This is a genomic window from Ruegeria sp. SAZA006 (assembly GCF_059613465.1).
The window spans coordinates 431,352-448,344 of the sequence record NZ_JBXWSO010000004.1 but is presented as its reverse complement, the minus strand read 5'-3'; the positions used below and the strand labels follow the sequence as shown (position 1 = coordinate 448,344).

17 protein-coding genes, 1 tRNA gene and 1 pseudogene are annotated in these 16,993 nt (G+C 61.2%); 7 read left to right on the top strand and 12 right to left on the bottom strand.

Translation table 11 applies throughout. The features are described 5' to 3' along the window. Positions 1–228: 228 nt before the first annotated feature. The 9 genes from AC2FNZ_RS04925 to AC2FNZ_RS04885 form a co-directional block, all read right to left on the bottom strand. Positions 229–957: a SpoIIAA family protein gene (locus tag AC2FNZ_RS04925; protein ID WP_496839725.1), complete on the bottom strand. Its 729-nt coding sequence runs from the start codon at positions 955–957 to the stop codon at positions 229–231. A 33-nt stretch (positions 958–990) separates the two neighbouring features. After that, positions 991–1,776: a hypothetical protein gene (locus AC2FNZ_RS04920; RefSeq protein ID WP_496839724.1), complete on the bottom strand. Its 786-nt coding sequence runs from the start codon at positions 1,774–1,776 to the stop codon at positions 991–993. Beyond that, entirely contained in the window at positions 1,770–2,594 is an 825-nt protein-coding gene (locus tag AC2FNZ_RS04915) for a sulfite exporter TauE/SafE family protein (RefSeq protein WP_496839723.1), read from the bottom strand. Before AC2FNZ_RS04915 ends, AC2FNZ_RS04920 begins: the two co-directional genes overlap by 7 nt. Positions 2,595–2,627: 33 nt before the next feature. Further along, a complete protein-coding gene (dusA, locus tag AC2FNZ_RS04910) occupies positions 2,628–3,665 on the bottom strand; it encodes a tRNA dihydrouridine(20/20a) synthase DusA (RefSeq protein WP_496839722.1) in 1,038 nt (345 codons plus the stop codon). A gap of 108 nt (positions 3,666–3,773) precedes the next feature. Continuing rightward, positions 3,774–4,817, bottom strand: a complete 1,044-nt coding sequence (arsB, locus tag AC2FNZ_RS04905) for an ACR3 family arsenite efflux transporter (RefSeq protein ID WP_496839721.1) — start codon at positions 4,815–4,817, stop codon at positions 3,774–3,776. After that, positions 4,814–6,091, bottom strand: a complete 1,278-nt coding sequence (arsJ, locus tag AC2FNZ_RS04900) for an organoarsenical effux MFS transporter ArsJ (protein WP_496839720.1) — start codon at positions 6,089–6,091, stop codon at positions 4,814–4,816. Before arsJ ends, arsB begins: the two co-directional genes overlap by 4 nt. Further along, the gene (locus tag AC2FNZ_RS04895; protein WP_093962476.1) at positions 6,088–7,086 is read right to left on the bottom strand and encodes an ArsJ-associated glyceraldehyde-3-phosphate dehydrogenase; all 999 of its coding nucleotides are present in this window, start codon (positions 7,084–7,086) and stop codon (positions 6,088–6,090) included. Before AC2FNZ_RS04895 ends, arsJ begins: the two co-directional genes overlap by 4 nt. Next, positions 7,083–7,928, bottom strand: coding sequence for an arsenate reductase/protein-tyrosine-phosphatase family protein (locus AC2FNZ_RS04890; protein ID WP_496839718.1), 846 nt, complete (start codon positions 7,926–7,928; stop codon positions 7,083–7,085). The genes AC2FNZ_RS04895 and AC2FNZ_RS04890 overlap by 4 nt, the downstream gene beginning before the upstream one ends. A 139-nt stretch (positions 7,929–8,067) precedes the next feature. Then, positions 8,068–8,154, bottom strand: a tRNA-Leu gene (locus AC2FNZ_RS04885). A 142-nt stretch (positions 8,155–8,296) separates the two neighbouring features. Here AC2FNZ_RS04885 and AC2FNZ_RS04880 point away from each other — a divergent pair. Together AC2FNZ_RS04880 and lipB are read left to right on the top strand one after the other, a co-directional pair. Next, positions 8,297–8,956, top strand: a complete 660-nt coding sequence (locus AC2FNZ_RS04880) for a DsbA family oxidoreductase (RefSeq protein WP_496839717.1) — start codon at positions 8,297–8,299, stop codon at positions 8,954–8,956. Positions 8,957–8,989: 33 nt separating this feature from the next. Further along, positions 8,990–9,652, top strand: a pseudogene (gene lipB / locus AC2FNZ_RS04875) (lipoyl(octanoyl) transferase LipB); the annotation flags it as partial. A gap of 313 nt (positions 9,653–9,965) precedes the next feature. Here the strand turns inward: lipB and AC2FNZ_RS04870 are convergent. Further along, complete coding sequence (locus AC2FNZ_RS04870) at positions 9,966–10,919, bottom strand: cation diffusion facilitator family transporter (RefSeq protein ID WP_496839716.1); 954 nt, start codon at positions 10,917–10,919, stop codon at positions 9,966–9,968. A gap of 78 nt (positions 10,920–10,997) precedes the next feature. Here AC2FNZ_RS04870 and AC2FNZ_RS04865 point away from each other — a divergent pair, with 78 nt between their 5' ends. Further along, positions 10,998–11,444, top strand: coding sequence for a MerR family transcriptional regulator (locus AC2FNZ_RS04865; protein WP_496839715.1), 447 nt, complete (start codon positions 10,998–11,000; stop codon positions 11,442–11,444). Here AC2FNZ_RS04865 and AC2FNZ_RS04860 read toward each other — a convergent pair. Continuing rightward, on the bottom strand, positions 11,425–11,844 hold the full coding sequence (locus AC2FNZ_RS04860) for an HIT family protein (protein ID WP_496832746.1): 420 nt from the start codon (positions 11,842–11,844) through the stop codon (positions 11,425–11,427). The two genes, AC2FNZ_RS04865 and AC2FNZ_RS04860, sit on opposite strands and share 20 nt — an antisense overlap. A 292-nt stretch (positions 11,845–12,136) precedes the next feature. Between AC2FNZ_RS04860 and ctaD the strand changes: the two genes are divergently transcribed. The 3 genes from ctaD (at position 12,137) to AC2FNZ_RS04845 (ending at position 15,085) form a co-directional block, all read left to right on the top strand. Next, on the top strand, positions 12,137–13,795 hold the full coding sequence (gene ctaD, locus AC2FNZ_RS04855; protein ID WP_170337942.1) for a cytochrome c oxidase subunit I: 1,659 nt from the start codon (positions 12,137–12,139) through the stop codon (positions 13,793–13,795). A gap of 155 nt (positions 13,796–13,950) precedes the next feature. Then, complete coding sequence (locus tag AC2FNZ_RS04850; protein ID WP_093962483.1) at positions 13,951–14,550, top strand: 2-hydroxychromene-2-carboxylate isomerase; 600 nt, start codon at positions 13,951–13,953, stop codon at positions 14,548–14,550. A 43-nt stretch (positions 14,551–14,593) separates the two neighbouring features. Then, a complete protein-coding gene (locus tag AC2FNZ_RS04845) occupies positions 14,594–15,085 on the top strand; it encodes a DUF2244 domain-containing protein (RefSeq protein ID WP_496839714.1) in 492 nt (163 codons plus the stop codon). 6 nt (positions 15,086–15,091) lie between these two features. Here AC2FNZ_RS04845 and AC2FNZ_RS04840 read toward each other — a convergent pair whose 3' ends face one another. Further along, positions 15,092–15,577 (bottom strand): GatB/YqeY domain-containing protein, encoded by a 486-nt coding sequence (locus AC2FNZ_RS04840; RefSeq protein WP_496839713.1) that lies wholly within the window; start codon positions 15,575–15,577, stop codon positions 15,092–15,094. Between the two features lie 183 nt (positions 15,578–15,760). Between AC2FNZ_RS04840 and carA the strand changes: the two genes are divergently transcribed. Beyond that, complete coding sequence (carA, locus tag AC2FNZ_RS04835) at positions 15,761–16,927, top strand: glutamine-hydrolyzing carbamoyl-phosphate synthase small subunit (RefSeq protein WP_170337934.1); 1,167 nt, start codon at positions 15,761–15,763, stop codon at positions 16,925–16,927. The last annotated feature ends 66 nt before the right edge of the window (positions 16,928–16,993 follow it).

Below are 16,993 nucleotides of genomic sequence, written 5' to 3'. Positions count from 1 at the left end.
AGTCAGGCTTTTGAGAAAGGGGGAAAACCTGCCGTCGCGCTTCAATTTTTTACCAATTAGACAAATCAGCCGGAGAGACTCAACAGTTACAATGCCTTCGCGCCCCGCGGCTGGGCGAAAAGGACGTAACGTAACAAGTTGGACCGGCCCGCGACGGCGTCCGATGTCAATCCAGGATTTGGCCCCGGACGCGCAGCGCGGCCCATTCATTCGGGCCGCGCGCCATCGTTATCCCGCCGCCAGCCACGCCTTGGCGTTTTCAATCTCTTCGGACGGGAAAAACTGGGTACGTGTACCCAGAATGTGGCCACCCACGCGCTGCGCGATGTTCTGCCATGCCTTGTCGCCGACGATGGCTGCCCGATCCAGCATTCCCACGTGACCGCGGGCCAGACGGAAATGCGCGGCCAGAGCGGTCAGCCCTTGCCAGCCATCGAACTCTCTCAGGTCGATCAGCAACCGGAACGCATCCCGGTCGCCCAGAATGGCATCCAGATCGGCTTCGGCTTTTCCGTATTCCTCGGGGTCGAGCTTACCCATCAGGCTGACCTGCACGCATGGCCCACCCAAATCCACGATGTGGATCGCGCCCAGAGATTCACGGATCCAGCGGCGCGCTTCTTCCAGCTCGGCCAGCTCGAATACCTGCACCGGACAGGGCATCAGCGGCGCAGCCAGGCGCACGCTGGTCTGGACCCATCCCTTGTCTGCGACGACCGCGGCGCGATCGAAGCCGCGCCAATGGCTTAGGCCCAGCTTGGTATCTTCCCAAGCCGCGCCCAGATCATAGCCTTTGAACTCGGGGCCGACGATAACCAGCAGGCGGACGGCGTCATGTTCCGCCAGCGCAGCCTCGATTGCGGGAACCAGAGTGTTTGTGTAATCGGCGCTTGTAACTTCGCCGGACAATTCGATTTCGATCAATGCACCGTCGGAATTCTTGTGGACCGTAATCATTTTGAGCCTCCAAAGCCAAAGAATGGCAGAAGGTTACGGGGATTCGACCCATTCGGCCACACCGCCCGGCAGCTCGGGCCGGAAATAGGCAATCATCCGTCCGTCCGGCCCTGCCGTTGCCCCCACCCCCCAAGGCGCAACCCCATGCAAAGAATGGCGATGCAACACGTAGGTTTCGCCGGGCGAGGCCGACACTTCGATACGCGGGCAGGCTTCGAACACTTTGCGGCGAGCCGCCTGATAAGCCTCGGTGATATCAGTCTGCGCCCACCGGGTACGCGGGACACCGGCCAACGCAGCCCGGAATGCCGCGCCCATGATTTTGTGGCTGCCATCCCAAACGACCAGAGGCGCGGCGTCTGCGCTCGCCTGTGTCAGCGGGATACCCAGGACCCATGCGTGAGGCTCGTCGATCTTGCGCCGACGGTCCGGACCGCCGGGTTTCAGACCATCCACATGCGCCGCATCGCGCTTGGCCCGGTATCGGGCCGCCGCCTCATTCTCGCCCCTGCGCGGGCGCGGATAGCCGGGATATACGACCGAGACCTGCCCCTTGTGCAATTCGATCGACCCATATTGTTCAACCAGAAACTCGACGGCCTGCCCACTCAACGGGGCTGAGGCGCCGACACGCCCTGCGCCGTCATTGGGCAGTGCATCGACGCCGATGAACCAGGTGCTTTCGCAATCCAACCACTGCCGGTGGGCCGGGTCACTGGCGGCCTGCTGCGCCAATGGTAGGGCGTGGGTCACCCAGTCGGCTACGGGCTTGTCGTAGGGGAATACTTCCCAACCCCGCGACCAGAAAGGACTTACCACCCCACTGCCTTGCGCAGCATGTTAAGCGCCACCAGCGTGATGAACACGGCAAACACGCGTTTGAGTGGCTTGGGGTCCATCGCATGGGCCAGTTTCACCCCCCAAGGCGCGGTGATCATCGTCATCGCGACAACCACACCAAAGGCCACAAGATTGACGGCGCCGATGGTCAGCGGCGGACGGTGTTCAGCTGCGATCGGCAGAAACAGAAAGCCCAGTACCGAGGGTACGGCGATGATCACGCCAAACCCCGCCGCCGTCGCAACGGCCCGATGGATCGGTGTGTTGTAGAGGCTCATCAGGGGCACACCAAAGCTGCCGCCGCCAATTCCCATCAGCACCGACAGAAACCCGACCAAAGGCGAAATCACCATCCGCTTCAGCCCGCCGGGCATGGCATCACCCAATCGCCATTCGGACTTGCCAAGTCCCAGATAAGCGCCAATCACCATTCCAAGGATTCCGAACAGCGCCTGCAACGCTTCCGTGCGCAGGGCCGAGGCGACCAGTACGCCAACAATCGCACCGACAGCGATACCCGGACCCCAGCCGCGCAGAATATCCCAATCGACGGCGCCTTTCTTGTTGTGACTCAGCACCGAACGAACCGAAGTCACGATGATCGTGGCAAGTGACGTCGCAAGACACAGCTGCATCAGCTGCGGGCCACCATATCCCAGCGTTTGAAAAGCGTAGAAGAAGGCCGGCACCAGAACGATCCCGCCACCGACTCCCAAAAGGCCAGCCAAAACACCGGCCAGCGCGCCGATCACAAGCAAAAGGCCCAGCATCTGGGCCAGCAACATCGTATCGGGCATCCGTCCCCCTTGGTCCCCGGCCCTCGGGCCGTCTTAAACTACCTGCGCCGCCTCGGCATCCGGTGCCACGCGGGACAGCGCGTCCGTAACCACCTCGGGTCCGGCATGGTCTTTGACCGCGCCTTCGGACAAAGCGCGCCTCCAACCACGAGCACCCGGGCGACGTGCGAACAATCCCAGCATATGTCGGGTGATCTGGTGCAACCGCCCCCCGCCGGCAAGATGCCGATCGATATAGGGCAGCATTTTCACCACGACTTCAACCGGATCCGCCTTTTGCCCCGACCCGTAGATCAGCGGGTCGGCCTCGGCCAGAATATCGGTTGGCTGATGATAGGCAGACCGCCCGATCATCACCCCGTCCAGTCCGGCGTCCAGATGCACCTGGGCTTCGGCCAGTGTCGTGATGCCTCCGTTGATCGAGATGTGGAGATCCGGAAAATCTGCTTTCATCCGGTGAACCAGATCGTAGTCCAGCGGCGGTATATCCCTGTTTTCTTTGGGGCTAAGCCCCTGAAGCCAGGCCTTGCGGGCGTGGATCGTCACGCGCCGACAGCCGGCGGCGCGAATCCGATCCAGAAAATCGGGCAATACGTCCTCGGGGTTTTGGTCATCCACGCCGATCCGACATTTGACCGTGACATCGACATCAACAACTTCCCGCATGGCGGCCACGCAATCGGCGACCCGGCCCGCCTCTTTCATCAAGACGGCCCCAAACGTTCCCGATTGAACCCGGTCTGACGGACAGCCACAGTTCAGGTTGATCTCGTCATACCCGGCCTCAGCCCCCAATGCGGCCGCCTGAGCCAGCTCCTGCGGGTCAGATCCGCCCAATTGCAGAGCGACGGGATGTTCCTCGGGGCTATGGTCCAGAAGATGCAGCGCTCCACCCCGTACCAGAGCAGGGGCCGTCACCATTTCCGTGTACAACAGCGTTTCAGCACTGAGCAAACGATGCAGATACCGACAGTGCCGATCGGTCCAATCCATCATCGGCGCAACCGACAAGCGCGCAGCGCGAGTGACTTCGCTGCGATCAGCAAGTGCCCGAGATTGAGACCCCGCCATCAGTGCACGTTCCTTTTTGTGGCCCAGACAAATCTGCGGCGCCCGGCCAAGCCGGGTCCGCGCTAGGCGTCTACCACTGTTTGACGCCGGATTTCCACCGTCGGATTGCTAGGCCCGGACGTCCGTTGGAGATTGTTCCGAGCGCTCGGCAAAACTGCCGCGCGTCCGGTTGGCGAAAGCCACCAGCGACAGCATCACCGGCACCTCGACCAGAACACCCACCACCGTGGCCAGAGCCGCACCCGAATTCAGGCCGAACAGGCTGATGGCGACGGCCACCGCCAGTTCAAAGAAGTTGGACGTGCCGATCAGTGCGCAGGGTGCCGCAATCCGGTGCGGCACGCGCAGGGCAAAGGCCGCGGCATAGGCCACGGCAAAGATGCCGTAGGACTGGATCAGGATCGGCACGGCGATCAGCGCGATGACCATCGGGCGGTCCAGGATCACCTGCCCCTGCAGGCCGAACAGGATGACGACGGTCGCGATCAGGCCGACAACGCCCCACGGCTTGACCCGGTCGCGGAACGCCTCGATCCGCTCGGCCGAGCCCAGCCGGTTGCGCGTCCAGACACCTGCCACCAGGGGCAGCGCCACGAACAGGACAACCGACAGCACCAGCGTCTGCCACGGAACCGAAATGTCGGTCACGCCCAGCAGGAAGGCCACGATCGGAGCAAAGGCAAAGACCATGACGATGTCATTCACCGACACCTGCAGCAACGTATAGTTCTCGTCCCCCTTGGTCAGATGCGACCAGACGAACACCATTGCCGTGCAGGGTGCCGCACCCAGCAGGATCAGCCCCGCAATGTATTGCTGGGCATCGGCGGGCGCGATCAGGTCGGCGAAGACGTATTCGAAGAACAGCACGCCCAGCGCGGCCATGGTAAAGGGCTTGATCAACCAGTTGACCACCAGAGTGATCGCCAGCCCTTTGGGCTGTTTTACCACGTCGCGCAGGCTGCTTGGGTCCACCCCCACCATCATCGGATAGACCATGGCCCAGATCAGCATCGCCACCACCAGGTTGACATTGGCCACTTCGGCCGCCGCGATGGCCTGGACCAAACCCGGCGTGAATGAGCCGATGGCGATCCCGGCGGCCATGGCCAGCGCGATCCACAGGGACAGGTATCGTTCAAATACGCTCATGCAGAGATCTCCGAAGTTGTTTGGGGCTGCAAGCGCCCCGCCGCAAGGGCGGACAGCGCGACCATGGCGGCCGCCGTCCCCAGCATCAAGGGCAACCCGCCCCATTGATAGGTCAGCCCGGACAGCAGCGTGCCCATCAGCCGCCCGCCCGCATTGGCCATGTAGTAGAAGCCCACATCCATCGTCACCCGCTCGGCCCGGGTGAAGGCCAGGATCAGATAGGAATGCAGCGAGGAATTCACCGCAAAGACCGCGCCAAAGGCCAGCAGGCCGCCCACCAGCGTCAGCGTCAGCCACGGTGCGGGTCCAGAGGACATCAGCGCGGCCACCGTCAGGACGGCCGGCACGCAGGCCAGCCCCCAGGCCCAACTGCGCGCCGCTGCGATCAGGTCGGCCTCATCCCGCGCCCCTGCCCGCAGCAGGCGCGGGGCGGCGGCCTGAACGATGCCGTACAGAATGACCCACAAGGCCATGAACCCGCCGATCAGAAAAAAGGCCGAGCGGTTGCCCGCTTCGCTGCCATCCGACAGCACGGCGTAGAAATAGATCGGGATGCCGACGACGAACCAGACGTCGCGCGCGCCGAACAGGAAGACCCGCGCCGCGGACAACCAGTTCACATTGGCCGATTTCGAAAAGACCTCGGAAAACTTCGCGCCCTTGCGGCCCTTGGGCAGCCCCGGCGGCATCGCCAGCAGCACCGCCACCAGGATCAGAAACAAGACCCCCGCCATGCCCAGCACGGCACCCGTGAAGCCGAACCCGGCCAACAAGGCCGCTCCCAGCAGGAAGCCCACCCCTTTGACCGCGTTCTTCGACCCGGTCAGCACCGCGACCCAGCGGAACAGTCCGTTGCCCTCGGTGGGGGCCAACAGCTTGACCGCCGATTTCGACGACATCTTGGTCAGGTCCTTGGCCACCCCGCTGGCGCCCTGCACGACCATCACGAAGGCGACGGACACACCGATGGTCCAGCCCGGATCCAACTGCGCCAGCGCCAGCAAGGCCAGCACCTGTATCGTCAGCCCCGCGTACAAGGTCGCGGTCAGACCGAACCGCGCGGCGATCCACCCGGCGGCCAGGTTGGTGGCCATCCCGGCGATCTCGTACAGCACGAACAGATAGGCCAGCTGAACCGGTGAAAAGCCCAGCGTGTGAAAATGCAGCAGCACCAGCATCCGCAGGGCGCCGTCGGTCAGCATGAAGGCCCAATAGGCAGCCGTGACGGCCATATAGGCCGACAACCCGTCCGGACGCTGGGAAGCGCTTGTCAAAGCGATGCCCCGACCATCATCGCGACATCCACCAGACGGTGCGCGTAGCCCATCTCGTTGTCGTACCAAGCATAGACCTTTACCTGCGTTCCGTTCACCACCATGGTCGACGGTGCATCCACGATGCTGGACCGGGTGTCATTGGTATAGTCGGTCGAGACCAGAGGACGCTCCTCATAGCCCAGAATGCCGGCCAGAGGCCCCTCGGCCGCGGCCTTGAACATGACGTTCACCTCTTCGGCCGTCGTTTCGCGTTCGACCTCGAACACGCAATCGGTCAGCGAGGCATTCAGCAGCGGCACCCGCACCGCATGCCCGTTCAGCCGCCCCGTCAGCTCGGGATAGATCAGGGTGATCGCCGTGGCGCTGCCAGTGGTCGTGGGGATCAGCGAGTTCAGCGCCGAGCGCGCACGGCGCAGGTCCTTGGCCGGACGGTCCACGATCGTCTGCGTGTTGGTCACGTCATGAATCGTGGTGATCGAGCCGTGCCGGATGCCCAGGCTCTCGTGGATCACCTTGACCACCGGGGCCAGGCAGTTCGTGGTGCAACTGGCCGCGGTCACGATGCGGTGGCGCGCCGGATCATAGGTGCCCTCGTTCACGCCGAAGACGATATTGGCCGCATCACCATCCTTGACCGGCGCCGAGACCACCACTTTCTTCACTCCGGCGTCAAAGTATGGGGCCAGCTTGGCCTCGGTTTTGAAGACCCCGGTGCAGTCGATGACGACGTCGACGCCTTCAAGCGGCAGATCAGACAGGTTGCGGGTTCCGATGAAGGGCAACCGAACGCCGTCGATGGTGACCGAGCTTTCATCATGGCGAAACTCGGCGTCCCAGCGGCCATGCACGGTGTCGAACTCCAGAAGATGCGCGTGCATCGCGGGGTCCCCCACCGCGTCGTTGATCCAGGCGATCTGCGCGCCTTTCTCAAGCAGGGGTTTCAAGGCCAGCTTGCCGATGCGGCCAAGGCCGTTGAGAGCATAAACGGTCATGCGATTTCTCCGGTATGGATCTGGCCGATGTCATCCACGGCCTTCTGAAGGGACATGCGGTCAAGGGTTTCGAACGGCAGCGAGGAAAAGGTCAGGATCCGGTTGCGCAACGCGCCGTAGGCCTGCTGGAAGGCAAGGCTTTTTTGGGCCTCTGTCCCCTCGGCCTTCACCGGATCGGGCATACCCCAATGCGCGCTGATCGGCTGCCCGGGCCAGGCGGGGCAATCTTCGTTCGCAGCCTGATTGCATACGGTGAACACGAAATCGAATTTCGGCGCGCCCGGGGCCTGGAACTCGCCTACATTCTTGGCGCGCAGGTCCGAGATGTCGTGCCCATTCTGCCGCAGCACCTCAAGTGCCGCTGGGTTCAACTGGGACTGAGGACGTGTACCGGCGGAAAACACGTTGAAACGGTCGCCGCCAAGCTGCTTCAAAAGGGCCTCGGCGAAAATCGAGCGCGCGGAATTCCCGGTGCATATGAACAAAACGTTGTAGGTACGCGGGGCCTTGGCCGCAGGCGCGTCAACGCCGTTGAGCGGACTGGGCGCGCAGAGTTCCGGGCGCCCACGGCAGCAATCCAGCAGAAGGAAATCGAACGTCTCCCGCACGGCGTCCATATCCACCGAGTAGCGCAAGGATGTCCCGACCCTTTCCTGCGTCACAAGGCTGGCCTGCATCAGCGCGTTTACGTAGTTGGACAGCGTATTTGGCTTGAGATCCAACGCCATGGCAATCTCGGTCGCGGGTATGCGATCGGGATACCGGCGCATCAACAGCCGGAAAACGGCCAACCGAGACGGATGACCCAAGGTGAACAGGCGGTCGGGAATCAATTTTTCCATAATTCATGGATATTCGAATTAACAGTGAAATCAAGTGCCCGTGTTTGGCGTGCTGAAACCGCTCGCAAGAATTCGCGATTAGCCACAATGCCGCCCCTCGCCCAAAACGGAACGACGGGTGAATTGACAAGGAAGAAAATGGTGCGGCCGAGAAGACTCGAACTTCCACGGGTGTTACCCCACAGCGACCTCAACGCTGCGCGTCTACCAATTCCGCCACGGCCGCACTGCCTGTGACTTGGTAGGCGGCGTATAGACGCTTGGCAAAAGGATGTGAAGAGGCAAAAGCAACCGCATTGGAATTCCCGGCCCGCAACCATATCTGTGGGGTCATGAAACCCGATGCCACATTGCAGCAGGAGCATCCGATGCCCACACCCGATCCCCGCCCCGTCATCCAAGTCGACATCGTATCCGATGTCGTATGCCCGTGGTGCATCGTCGGGTTTCGTCAACTTGATCTAGCGCTGGAGCAGGAGAACGTGCTGGCGCAGCTCCGGTGGCACCCGTTCGAGCTGAACCCCGCAATGGGGCCGGATGGCCAGAACCTGCGAGAGCACATCATGGAAAAGTACGGCTCGACCGCCGAGCAGAGCCAGCAGGCCCGACACCGGTTGACCGCGCTGGGTGCAGATTTGGGTTTCACGTTCAATTTCAATGATGACAGCCGGATAGTGAACACCTTTGCTGCGCATCAACTTCTGGACTGGGCCGAAGCGCAAGGCAGGCAACACCCGCTGAAGCTGGCATTGTTCAAGGCCTATTTCACAGATCAGCGGGATGTTTCGAAAATTGAGGTGTTGCTGGATGCCGCTCAGACGGCTGGCCTCGACCCAGACGCCGCCCGCGCGGCGTTGGAATCGGGCACGCATGCAGACCCGGTAAGGCAAAAGCAACAATTCTGGACCGGCCGAGGCATCACCGGAGTTCCGGCAATGGTTTTTGGCGGCAAGTACCTGCTGACGGGTGCGCAGGGCACCGAGACTTACGCTCAGGTCCTGCAGCGATGCCTGGCCGAGGCCGCCTAACCTCTTTCGCTTAGACAGCAGGACAGCTATGAGGCGCGCATGGAATGGAAGATCACCGACGGACTGACAGACTATGACACCGCCGTCGCCTTCATGGAGGCGCGGGTGGCCGAGATTGCGGCCGGAACTGCGGACGAGTGCATCTGGTTCTTGGAGCATCCGCCGCTTTATACGGCCGGAACATCAGCCAAACCCCAAGACCTGACCGACCCGGATCGATTTCCGGTCTATGCAAGCAAGCGCGGGGGCGAATACACCTATCACGGGCCCGGCCAGCGGGTCGTCTATGTCATGCTGGATGTCGGGAAGCGCGGCCATGATGTCCGCCGCTTTGTCAAACAGCTGGAAACCTGGGTGATCTCGGCATTGGCCGAGTTCAACGTCCACGGAGAAATCCGCGAAGGCCGTGTCGGCGTCTGGGTGCCGCGCAAGGACAAGCCGCTGACCGTCAGTGGCGAACCGGCCGAGGACAAGATCGCCGCCATTGGCATCCGCTTGCGGAAATGGATCAGCTTCCACGGCATCTCGATCAACGTGGAACCGGACCTGGAGCATTTTTCGGGCATCGTTCCCTGCGGCATCCGGGAGTTCGGCGTGACCTCGTTGGTGGACTTGGGACTGCCGGTCACAATGGCCGATGTCGATGTGGCTCTGCGCAAAACCTTTACTGAGGCTTTTGGCCCTGAAGTGGCCTGACCCCCACGCATCGACCATGGTCTCGAATCGCAGAATCTGACCCTGCGGAACGACAATCCTCGATGCAGGGTTCTTCTGTTTCTCAATATGGTCGCAAATTTCCGAAGATTGCCGCGAATTGCCTTAAAATTTAGGGAATCTCCTTCTTCCTTCCACACAACAGCCGCAGTTTGAGGTATCATGAGTATACCGTTCAAGAGTGAGTGGTATGTTAACCGGTGATCGCGGCCAGCCCGCGAAAATCGATCAAGTGTTTGGTTACGAGTCTGCCGTTCCGACCCCATATCGGAACGGCAATTCTCGTTTTTGGGCCTCAGTTTTCGCCTGATTGGTCCGCGGCATGGCCGAAACGCACGGTCTGCGGGCAAGCCCGACCGGCCGTTTCCACCTCAAGCGTCAGGTGGCCGATTCCAAAACTGTCGCGCATTGCTTGTTTCACCAAACCGCGCACCTCCTCAGCCTGCGACCAGGCCCAGTCTTCGACCACCAGATGCGCGGTAAGCGCGGGCTGGTTTTCCTGCATGCTCCACAGATGGACATGGTGAACCTCGCGCACGCAATCGGTTGCCTCAATTACCGAGGCGACCTCCTCGGGGTCCAGATCGGGCGGCGCGCCAAGCATGAGAACACGGATCGTTTCTCCGATCTCGCTTTGGACATGCCACAGGATGTAAAGCGAAATCAGAATGGTTACGGCCGGATCGACCCACGTCCAGTTGAACAGGATCACAGCTGCCCCGGCCACGATCACTGCAACCGATCCCAGCGCGTCAGCAACGTTGTGCAGAAAAGCCGCGCGGATATTCATGCTGGTTTTGGCCATACTATAGGTCAAAAGCGCGGTGATGAGATCCACCACCAACGCCAGCACGGCAATCCATACCACAAGCCAGCCGTCAATCGGCTCAGGCTGAAAGAACCGCGTCACACCTTCGTACATCAGGTACACGGCGATGACGATCAGTGTGGTATAGTTGACCAGCGCCGCGACCACTTCGGCCCGACCGTATCCGAAGCTCATGCGCGGGTCGGCTGGGCGGCGGGCGATCTTGCGGGCAAAGAACGCGATGATCAGCGCAATCGCGTCGGAAAAGTTGTGCAGCGCGTCAGCGATGAGCGCCAGCGACCCCGAAAAGATCCCACCGACCACCTGTGCCAGCGTCAGAAACATGTTGACCGCGATGGCCCATGCCACCCGCGCGTCTCCGGCATCGGCGTCGATTTGGGCGTGGTGTTTGTGTCCGGCGTGGGAATGATCATGCGCCATGATGTCGTGTCCTTGTCTGGGCCATGGTCCACACCTAATTCCTCTAGTGACTAGAGGTTCAAGGGGGGATTGGAGAAAATGTTCTCGATCGGGGATTTGTCCCGGCGCACAGGCGTCAAAACCGCCACGATCCGGTTTTACGAAGAAAGGGGCCTGCTGCCACCGCCAGAACGGACCGCCGGCAACCAAAGGCGTTATGACCGCGCCGCGCTCGAGCGGCTGCACTTTGTCAAACACACGCGCGATCTTGGACTGCCATTGGCCGATGTCGAGGCCCTGCTGTCATTGGAAGGCGCCCAAGGCGCCGATCTGAACCGGGCGCACGAAATCGCCGAGCGGCAGCTGACGGACCTGCAGGATCGGATTGCAAAGCTGCGCCGGCTCGAGACCGAACTTGCCCGGATCGCAGCCGCCTGCGACGGGCAGCACGACCATGTCTGCTCAGTCTTGCAGGCGTTTGGGGATCACGATGCCTGTTCTGGGGCGCATCAGGCTCACCCACCCGTCACGCCAGCGCAGCCCTGATGCGCTCGGCGTGTTTGGCGATCTCGTCGAAATCGCCCATTTTGCCGGGCGGGCGCAGAGAGACGCCCTCGTGCCGGGGCAGGACATGGAAATGCAGGTGAAACACCTCCTGCCCTCCGGCTGCCTCGTTGAACTGCTGGATGGTCAACCCTTCGGCGTCAAAGGCGCGCATGACCGCACGCGCCAGTTTCTGAACCGTGGTCATGACTGCGGCCAATTGCTCGGGTGTGGCATCCAGCACGTTGCGGCAAGGCGTCTTCGGGATCACCAGAAGGTGTCCGTCCGCGCGCGGCATGATATCCATGAAAGCCAGCGTGTCCTCATCCTCGTAGACGCGGGTAGAGGGGATCTCGCCCCGCAGGATCTTGGCAAAGATGTTTTCGGGATCATAAGCGGTCATGGCGGGTCTCCTACAAAGGGGCTGCGTGTTGTTCTGCGGCCAAGCCCGCAGCGGGTCAAGGCGTGATTCCGCCCTTGCGAAGCCCCTGTCCTTGCAATTCGCCTGTTCATCCCCAGATACCGGTCATCCAAGGCTGAAATCGCACGGGTGTCCTCCTGCCCCGCGACAATTAATCTTGATCCAGATCAAACTCGGCCATTGAAGGCCGCCCCCTTGCATTCTAAAACCAGCAGGAATCCCGCGCGCCGGAGAGGTCCGGCTGCGCGGTCTATTTGCAACAGGAGGCACCTAAATGGCAGACGCAGCCATTCATGGTCACGATCATGAAGACCAGCGCGGGTTCTTTACCCGGTGGTTCATGTCGACCAACCACAAGGATATCGGGATCCTATACCTGATCTTCTCGGCCTTTGCCGGGTTCATCTCGGTCGCGATGACCATCTACATGCGGCTTGAACTGATGCATCCGGGCGTTCAGTACATGTGCCTGGAAGGCTTCATGGCCGATCCCTGCACGCCCAACGGACACCTGTGGAACGTGATGATCACCTATCACGGTGTTCTGATGATGTTCTTCGTGGTCATCCCCGCGCTGTTCGGCGGATTCGGTAACTATTTCATGCCGTTGCAGATCGGTGCGCCGGACATGGCGTTCCCGCGGATGAACAACCTGTCCTTCTGGCTGTATGTTGCCGGCACCTCGCTGGGCATCGCGTCGCTGCTGGCCCCCGGCGGCAACGACCAGGCCGGCTCGGGCGTGGGCTGGGTTCTGTACCCGCCGCTGTCGACGACCGAAGGCGGCATGTCCATGGACCTGGCGATCTTTGCCGTGCACGTATCGGGCGCCTCCTCGATCCTCGGCGCGATCAACATGATCACCACCTTCCTGAACATGCGTGCCCCGGGCATGACCCTGTTCAAGGTGCCGCTGTTCAGCTGGTCGATCTTCGTCACCTCGTGGCTGATTCTGCTGTCGCTGCCGGTTCTGGCGGGCGCGATCACCATGCTGCTGATGGACCGCAACTTCGGCTTCACCTTCTTTGATCCGGCCGGTGGCGGTGACCCGATCCTGTACCAGCATATCCTGTGGTTCTTCGGCCACCCCGAAGTGTACATCGTGATCCTGCCAGGCTTCGGCATCATCAGCCACGTGATCGCCACCTTCTCGCGCAAGCCGATCTTCGGCTATCTGCCGATGGTCTGGGCGATCATCGCAATCGGCGCGCTGGGCTTTGTCGTGTGGGCACACCACATGTACACCGTCGGCATGTCGCTGCGCCAGCAGGCCTACTTCATGCTGGCCACGATGGTCATCGCGGTTCCGACGGGCGTGAAGGTGTTCTCGTGGATCGCCACCATGTGGGGCGGCTCGATCGAGTTCAAGACGCCGATGCTGTTCGCCTTCGGCTTCCTCTTCCTGTTCACCGTCGGCGGTGTGACCGGTGTGGTGCTGTCGCAAGCCGGTATCGACCGGGCCTACCACGACACCTACTATGTCGTCGCGCACTTCCACTACGTGATGAGCCTGGGTGCAGTCTTTGCAATCTTTGCAGGCGTGTACTTCTACTTCTCGAAGATGACGGGCCGTCAGTACTCGGAGTTCTGGGGTAAGGTGCACTTCTGGATGTTCTTCATCGGTGCAAACCTGACCTTCTTCCCGCAGCACTTCCTGGGCCGTCAGGGCATGCCGCGCCGGTATATCGACTATCCCGAAGCCTTCGCTCAGTGGAACTTCGTGTCTTCGATCGGTGCGTTCGTCTCGTTCGCTTCGTTCCTGCTGTTCTTCGGGATCGTGTTCTACGCCCTGTTCCGTGGCGCCAAGGAAACACGTCCGAACCCGTGGAACGAATACGCGGATACGCTGGAATGGACCCTGCCCTCGCCGCCGCCCGAGCACACGTTCGAGCAGCTGCCCAAGCAGGAAGACTGGGACAAGGGCCACGCGCACTGATCCCTTCCCGAAAACAGGAAACCCCGCCTTCACGGCGGGGTTTTTCTTTTTCTGTTCGCGCTCTACCGGCCATCGAATTCCGCGGGCGGTCGCAATATCGTTGAAAATCGGGTATCCTTGGCGCGCCGCATGTCCGGCCAATCTCCGAGGTTACCATGCCCGATATTGATTTCTGGTACTCCATCGGCAGCACTTACAGTTTCCTGACCATCATGCGTCTGGACGACTGGTGCTCAGAACATCAGGCGCAGGTTAACTGGCGCCCTTTCGACGTACGCGCGGTCATGTCTGAACAGAAGAACATTCCGTTTGCGGGCAAACCCGTCAAGTCGGCCTACATGTGGCGCGACATCGAACGCCGCGCAGCCAAGTACCATATTCACGCCAAGCTGCCGGCCCCCTATCCAATTTCGAACCTCGAATTGGCCAACCAGGTCGCGCTGCTGGGAATCCGGGAAGGATGGGGCAAGAGCTTTACCCAAAACCTTTACAGGATCTGGTTTGAAGACGGTATCGAAGCCGGCAGTGAAAACGCCATCTCCGAGGCTCTGTTCCGTTGCCAGCTGGACCCGCTGCCGGTCATGGCCCGCGCGCGCAGCCCCGAAATCGAAACCGCGTTGAAAGTTGAAACCGAAACGGCGGTAGCCCTGGGCGTATTCGGCGCGCCCAGCTTTGTTACGCGGGGCGAAGTGTTCTGGGGCGACGATCGGCTTGAAGACGCGCTGTCCTGGGCGCGGGTCGGGCACGTCGTTTAAAATTGGCAATCGACACCGGATCAGCAGGCGCTATTTTTGCAATATGCCCTACCATTGGAAAGTCAGCTCGAACTCGGAACAGGAATTGCGCCTTTGGCCGCACAATTCCCTGCCGCCGCGCGGCGCAATGGCCGTCGTACTATCGGTTTTCCTGTTTGGACTGATACCCCTACTGGCAGTTCTGGGATCGGTTCTGCTGTGGGGGCTATTGCCGTTCCTTCTGTTGACGGTGGCGGGCCTATGGCTTGCGATCCAGTCAAACTATCGGTCTCGAAACGTGTTTGAGGTACTGACCCTTACCGGAACCCAAGCACGCCTGATCCATCACAGCGCCCGGACCGGGCAGCAGGAATGGAGTTGCAATCGATACTGGGCGCGTCCGGAAATGCACAAGGCCGGCGGTCCGGTCCCGAACTATGTGACCCTGTCGGGTGAAGGACGGGTGGTCGAAATTGGCGCGTTCCTCTCAGAGGAGGAACGCATTGCGTTGTATGATGATCTGGTAAAGCGGCTGCGGGAACCAGCACCCGACTAAAGCGCGTCAGCAGTCGCCGTTCGACGCGGAGCACAGGTGGTCTTTGACCAGCGGCCCTACCTTTCCAAAGTCCATCTGGCCTGTGTAGTTGGCCTTGAGCTCGCCCATGACCTTGCCCATGTCCCGGATCGACCCGGCACCGGTCGCCGTGATCGCCGTCTGGATGGCCTTTGCGACCTCATCATCATCCAACTGCTTGGGCAGGAATTCCTCGATGATCTTCACCTCGCGCAGTTCGCGCTCGGCCAGGTCCAAACGACCACCTTCCTCATAGGCCCGCGCGCTTTCTTTGCGCTGCTTGCTCATTTTCCCAAGGATCTCAAGAACATCTGAGTCATCACAGCCCTTGGCCTCTTCGTTTCCAGCCGCACGCAGCGCGATGTCCCGATCCTTGATCGCGGCATTGACCAGCCGCAGCGTCGACAGACGCTCGGCATCCTTGTCCTTCATTGCTTGCTTCAGGGCAGTGGTCACCCGAGTTCGCATATCCATCTGTTCTGTCCATCCCCATGGCAACGGAACCCCGAACATATCTAAACAAAATCCGAGGCACAACAGCAGACACATAAGGCTAAATCATTGAAAAACAACAATAGCCCAAAATTTGAACAGGGTTGACCCGAGACCCCAACCCCCTTAGTTATGCGCCGATTTACCCGATAGGAGAGTCGCGCCATGGCCCATCAAGCCACGTCCAAGCCCACCGCATGTCTGGCTCTGGCCGACGGAACGCTCTTCTTCGGAACCGGGTTCGGCGCCACGGGACAAACCGTGGCCGAGCTGTGTTTCAACACCGCGATGACCGGATATCAGGAGATCATGACCGACCCGTCCTATGCCGGGCAGATCGTGACCTTCACCTTCCCGCATATCGGCAATGTCGGCGTCAATCCCGACGATGACGAAACTGCCGATCCGGTGGCCGCGGGCATGGTCGTGAAATGGGATCCGACCGAGCCGTCAAACTGGCGCTCGGCCGAGCGGCTGACCGACTGGCTGGCCCGCCGCGGCCGGATCGCCATCGGTGGGGTCGATACCCGCCGGCTGACCCGTGCGATCCGCCAGCAAGGCGCTCCGCATGTCGCGTTAGCCCATGACCCGCAAGGCAACTTCGACATCGAAGCCCTGGTTGCTGCGGCGCGTGGTTTCGCCGGGCTGGAGGGCATGGATCTGGCCAAGGATGTGACCTGCGCCCAGAGCTACCGCTGGGACGAGATGCGCTGGGCCTGGCCGGATGGCTACCGGCGTCAGGAAGCGCCCGTGCACAAGGTCGTCGCGTTGGACTACGGCGCAAAACGGAACATCCTGCGCTGCCTGGCTTCGGCCGGTTGCGACGTGACGGTCCTGCCCGCAACCGCAACCGCGGCTGAGGTGCTGGCGCACGACCCTGATGGCGTGTTCCTGTCCAACGGCCCGGGAGACCCGGCTGCCACCGGCACCTATGCTGTGCCGATGATCAAGGAAATACTCGAAACCACGGATCTGCCGATTTTCGGGATCTGCCTAGGTCACCAGATGCTGGCACTGGCGTTGGGCGGCAAGACCATCAAGATGAACCACGGACACCACGGCGCCAACCACCCGGTCAAGGACCTGGAAACCGGCAAGGTCGAGATCACTTCGATGAACCACGGATTCGCGGTCGACGCCCAATCGTTGCCTGCGGGGGTGGTTGAAACCCACCGGTCGCTGTTCGATGGCTCGAACTGCGGGATCCGCATGTCCGATCGCCCGGTGTATTCGGTTCAGTATCACCCCGAAGCCTCGCCCGGCCCGCAAGACAGCTTTTACCTTTTTGAACGGTTTGCCGCGGCCATGGCCGACCGAAAAGTGCGCGCTTAATCCCGCAGGTTTGCGGACCGCGTCAACGTTAACCCGGAATTAACCTTGATTGAGCAACTCTGACCC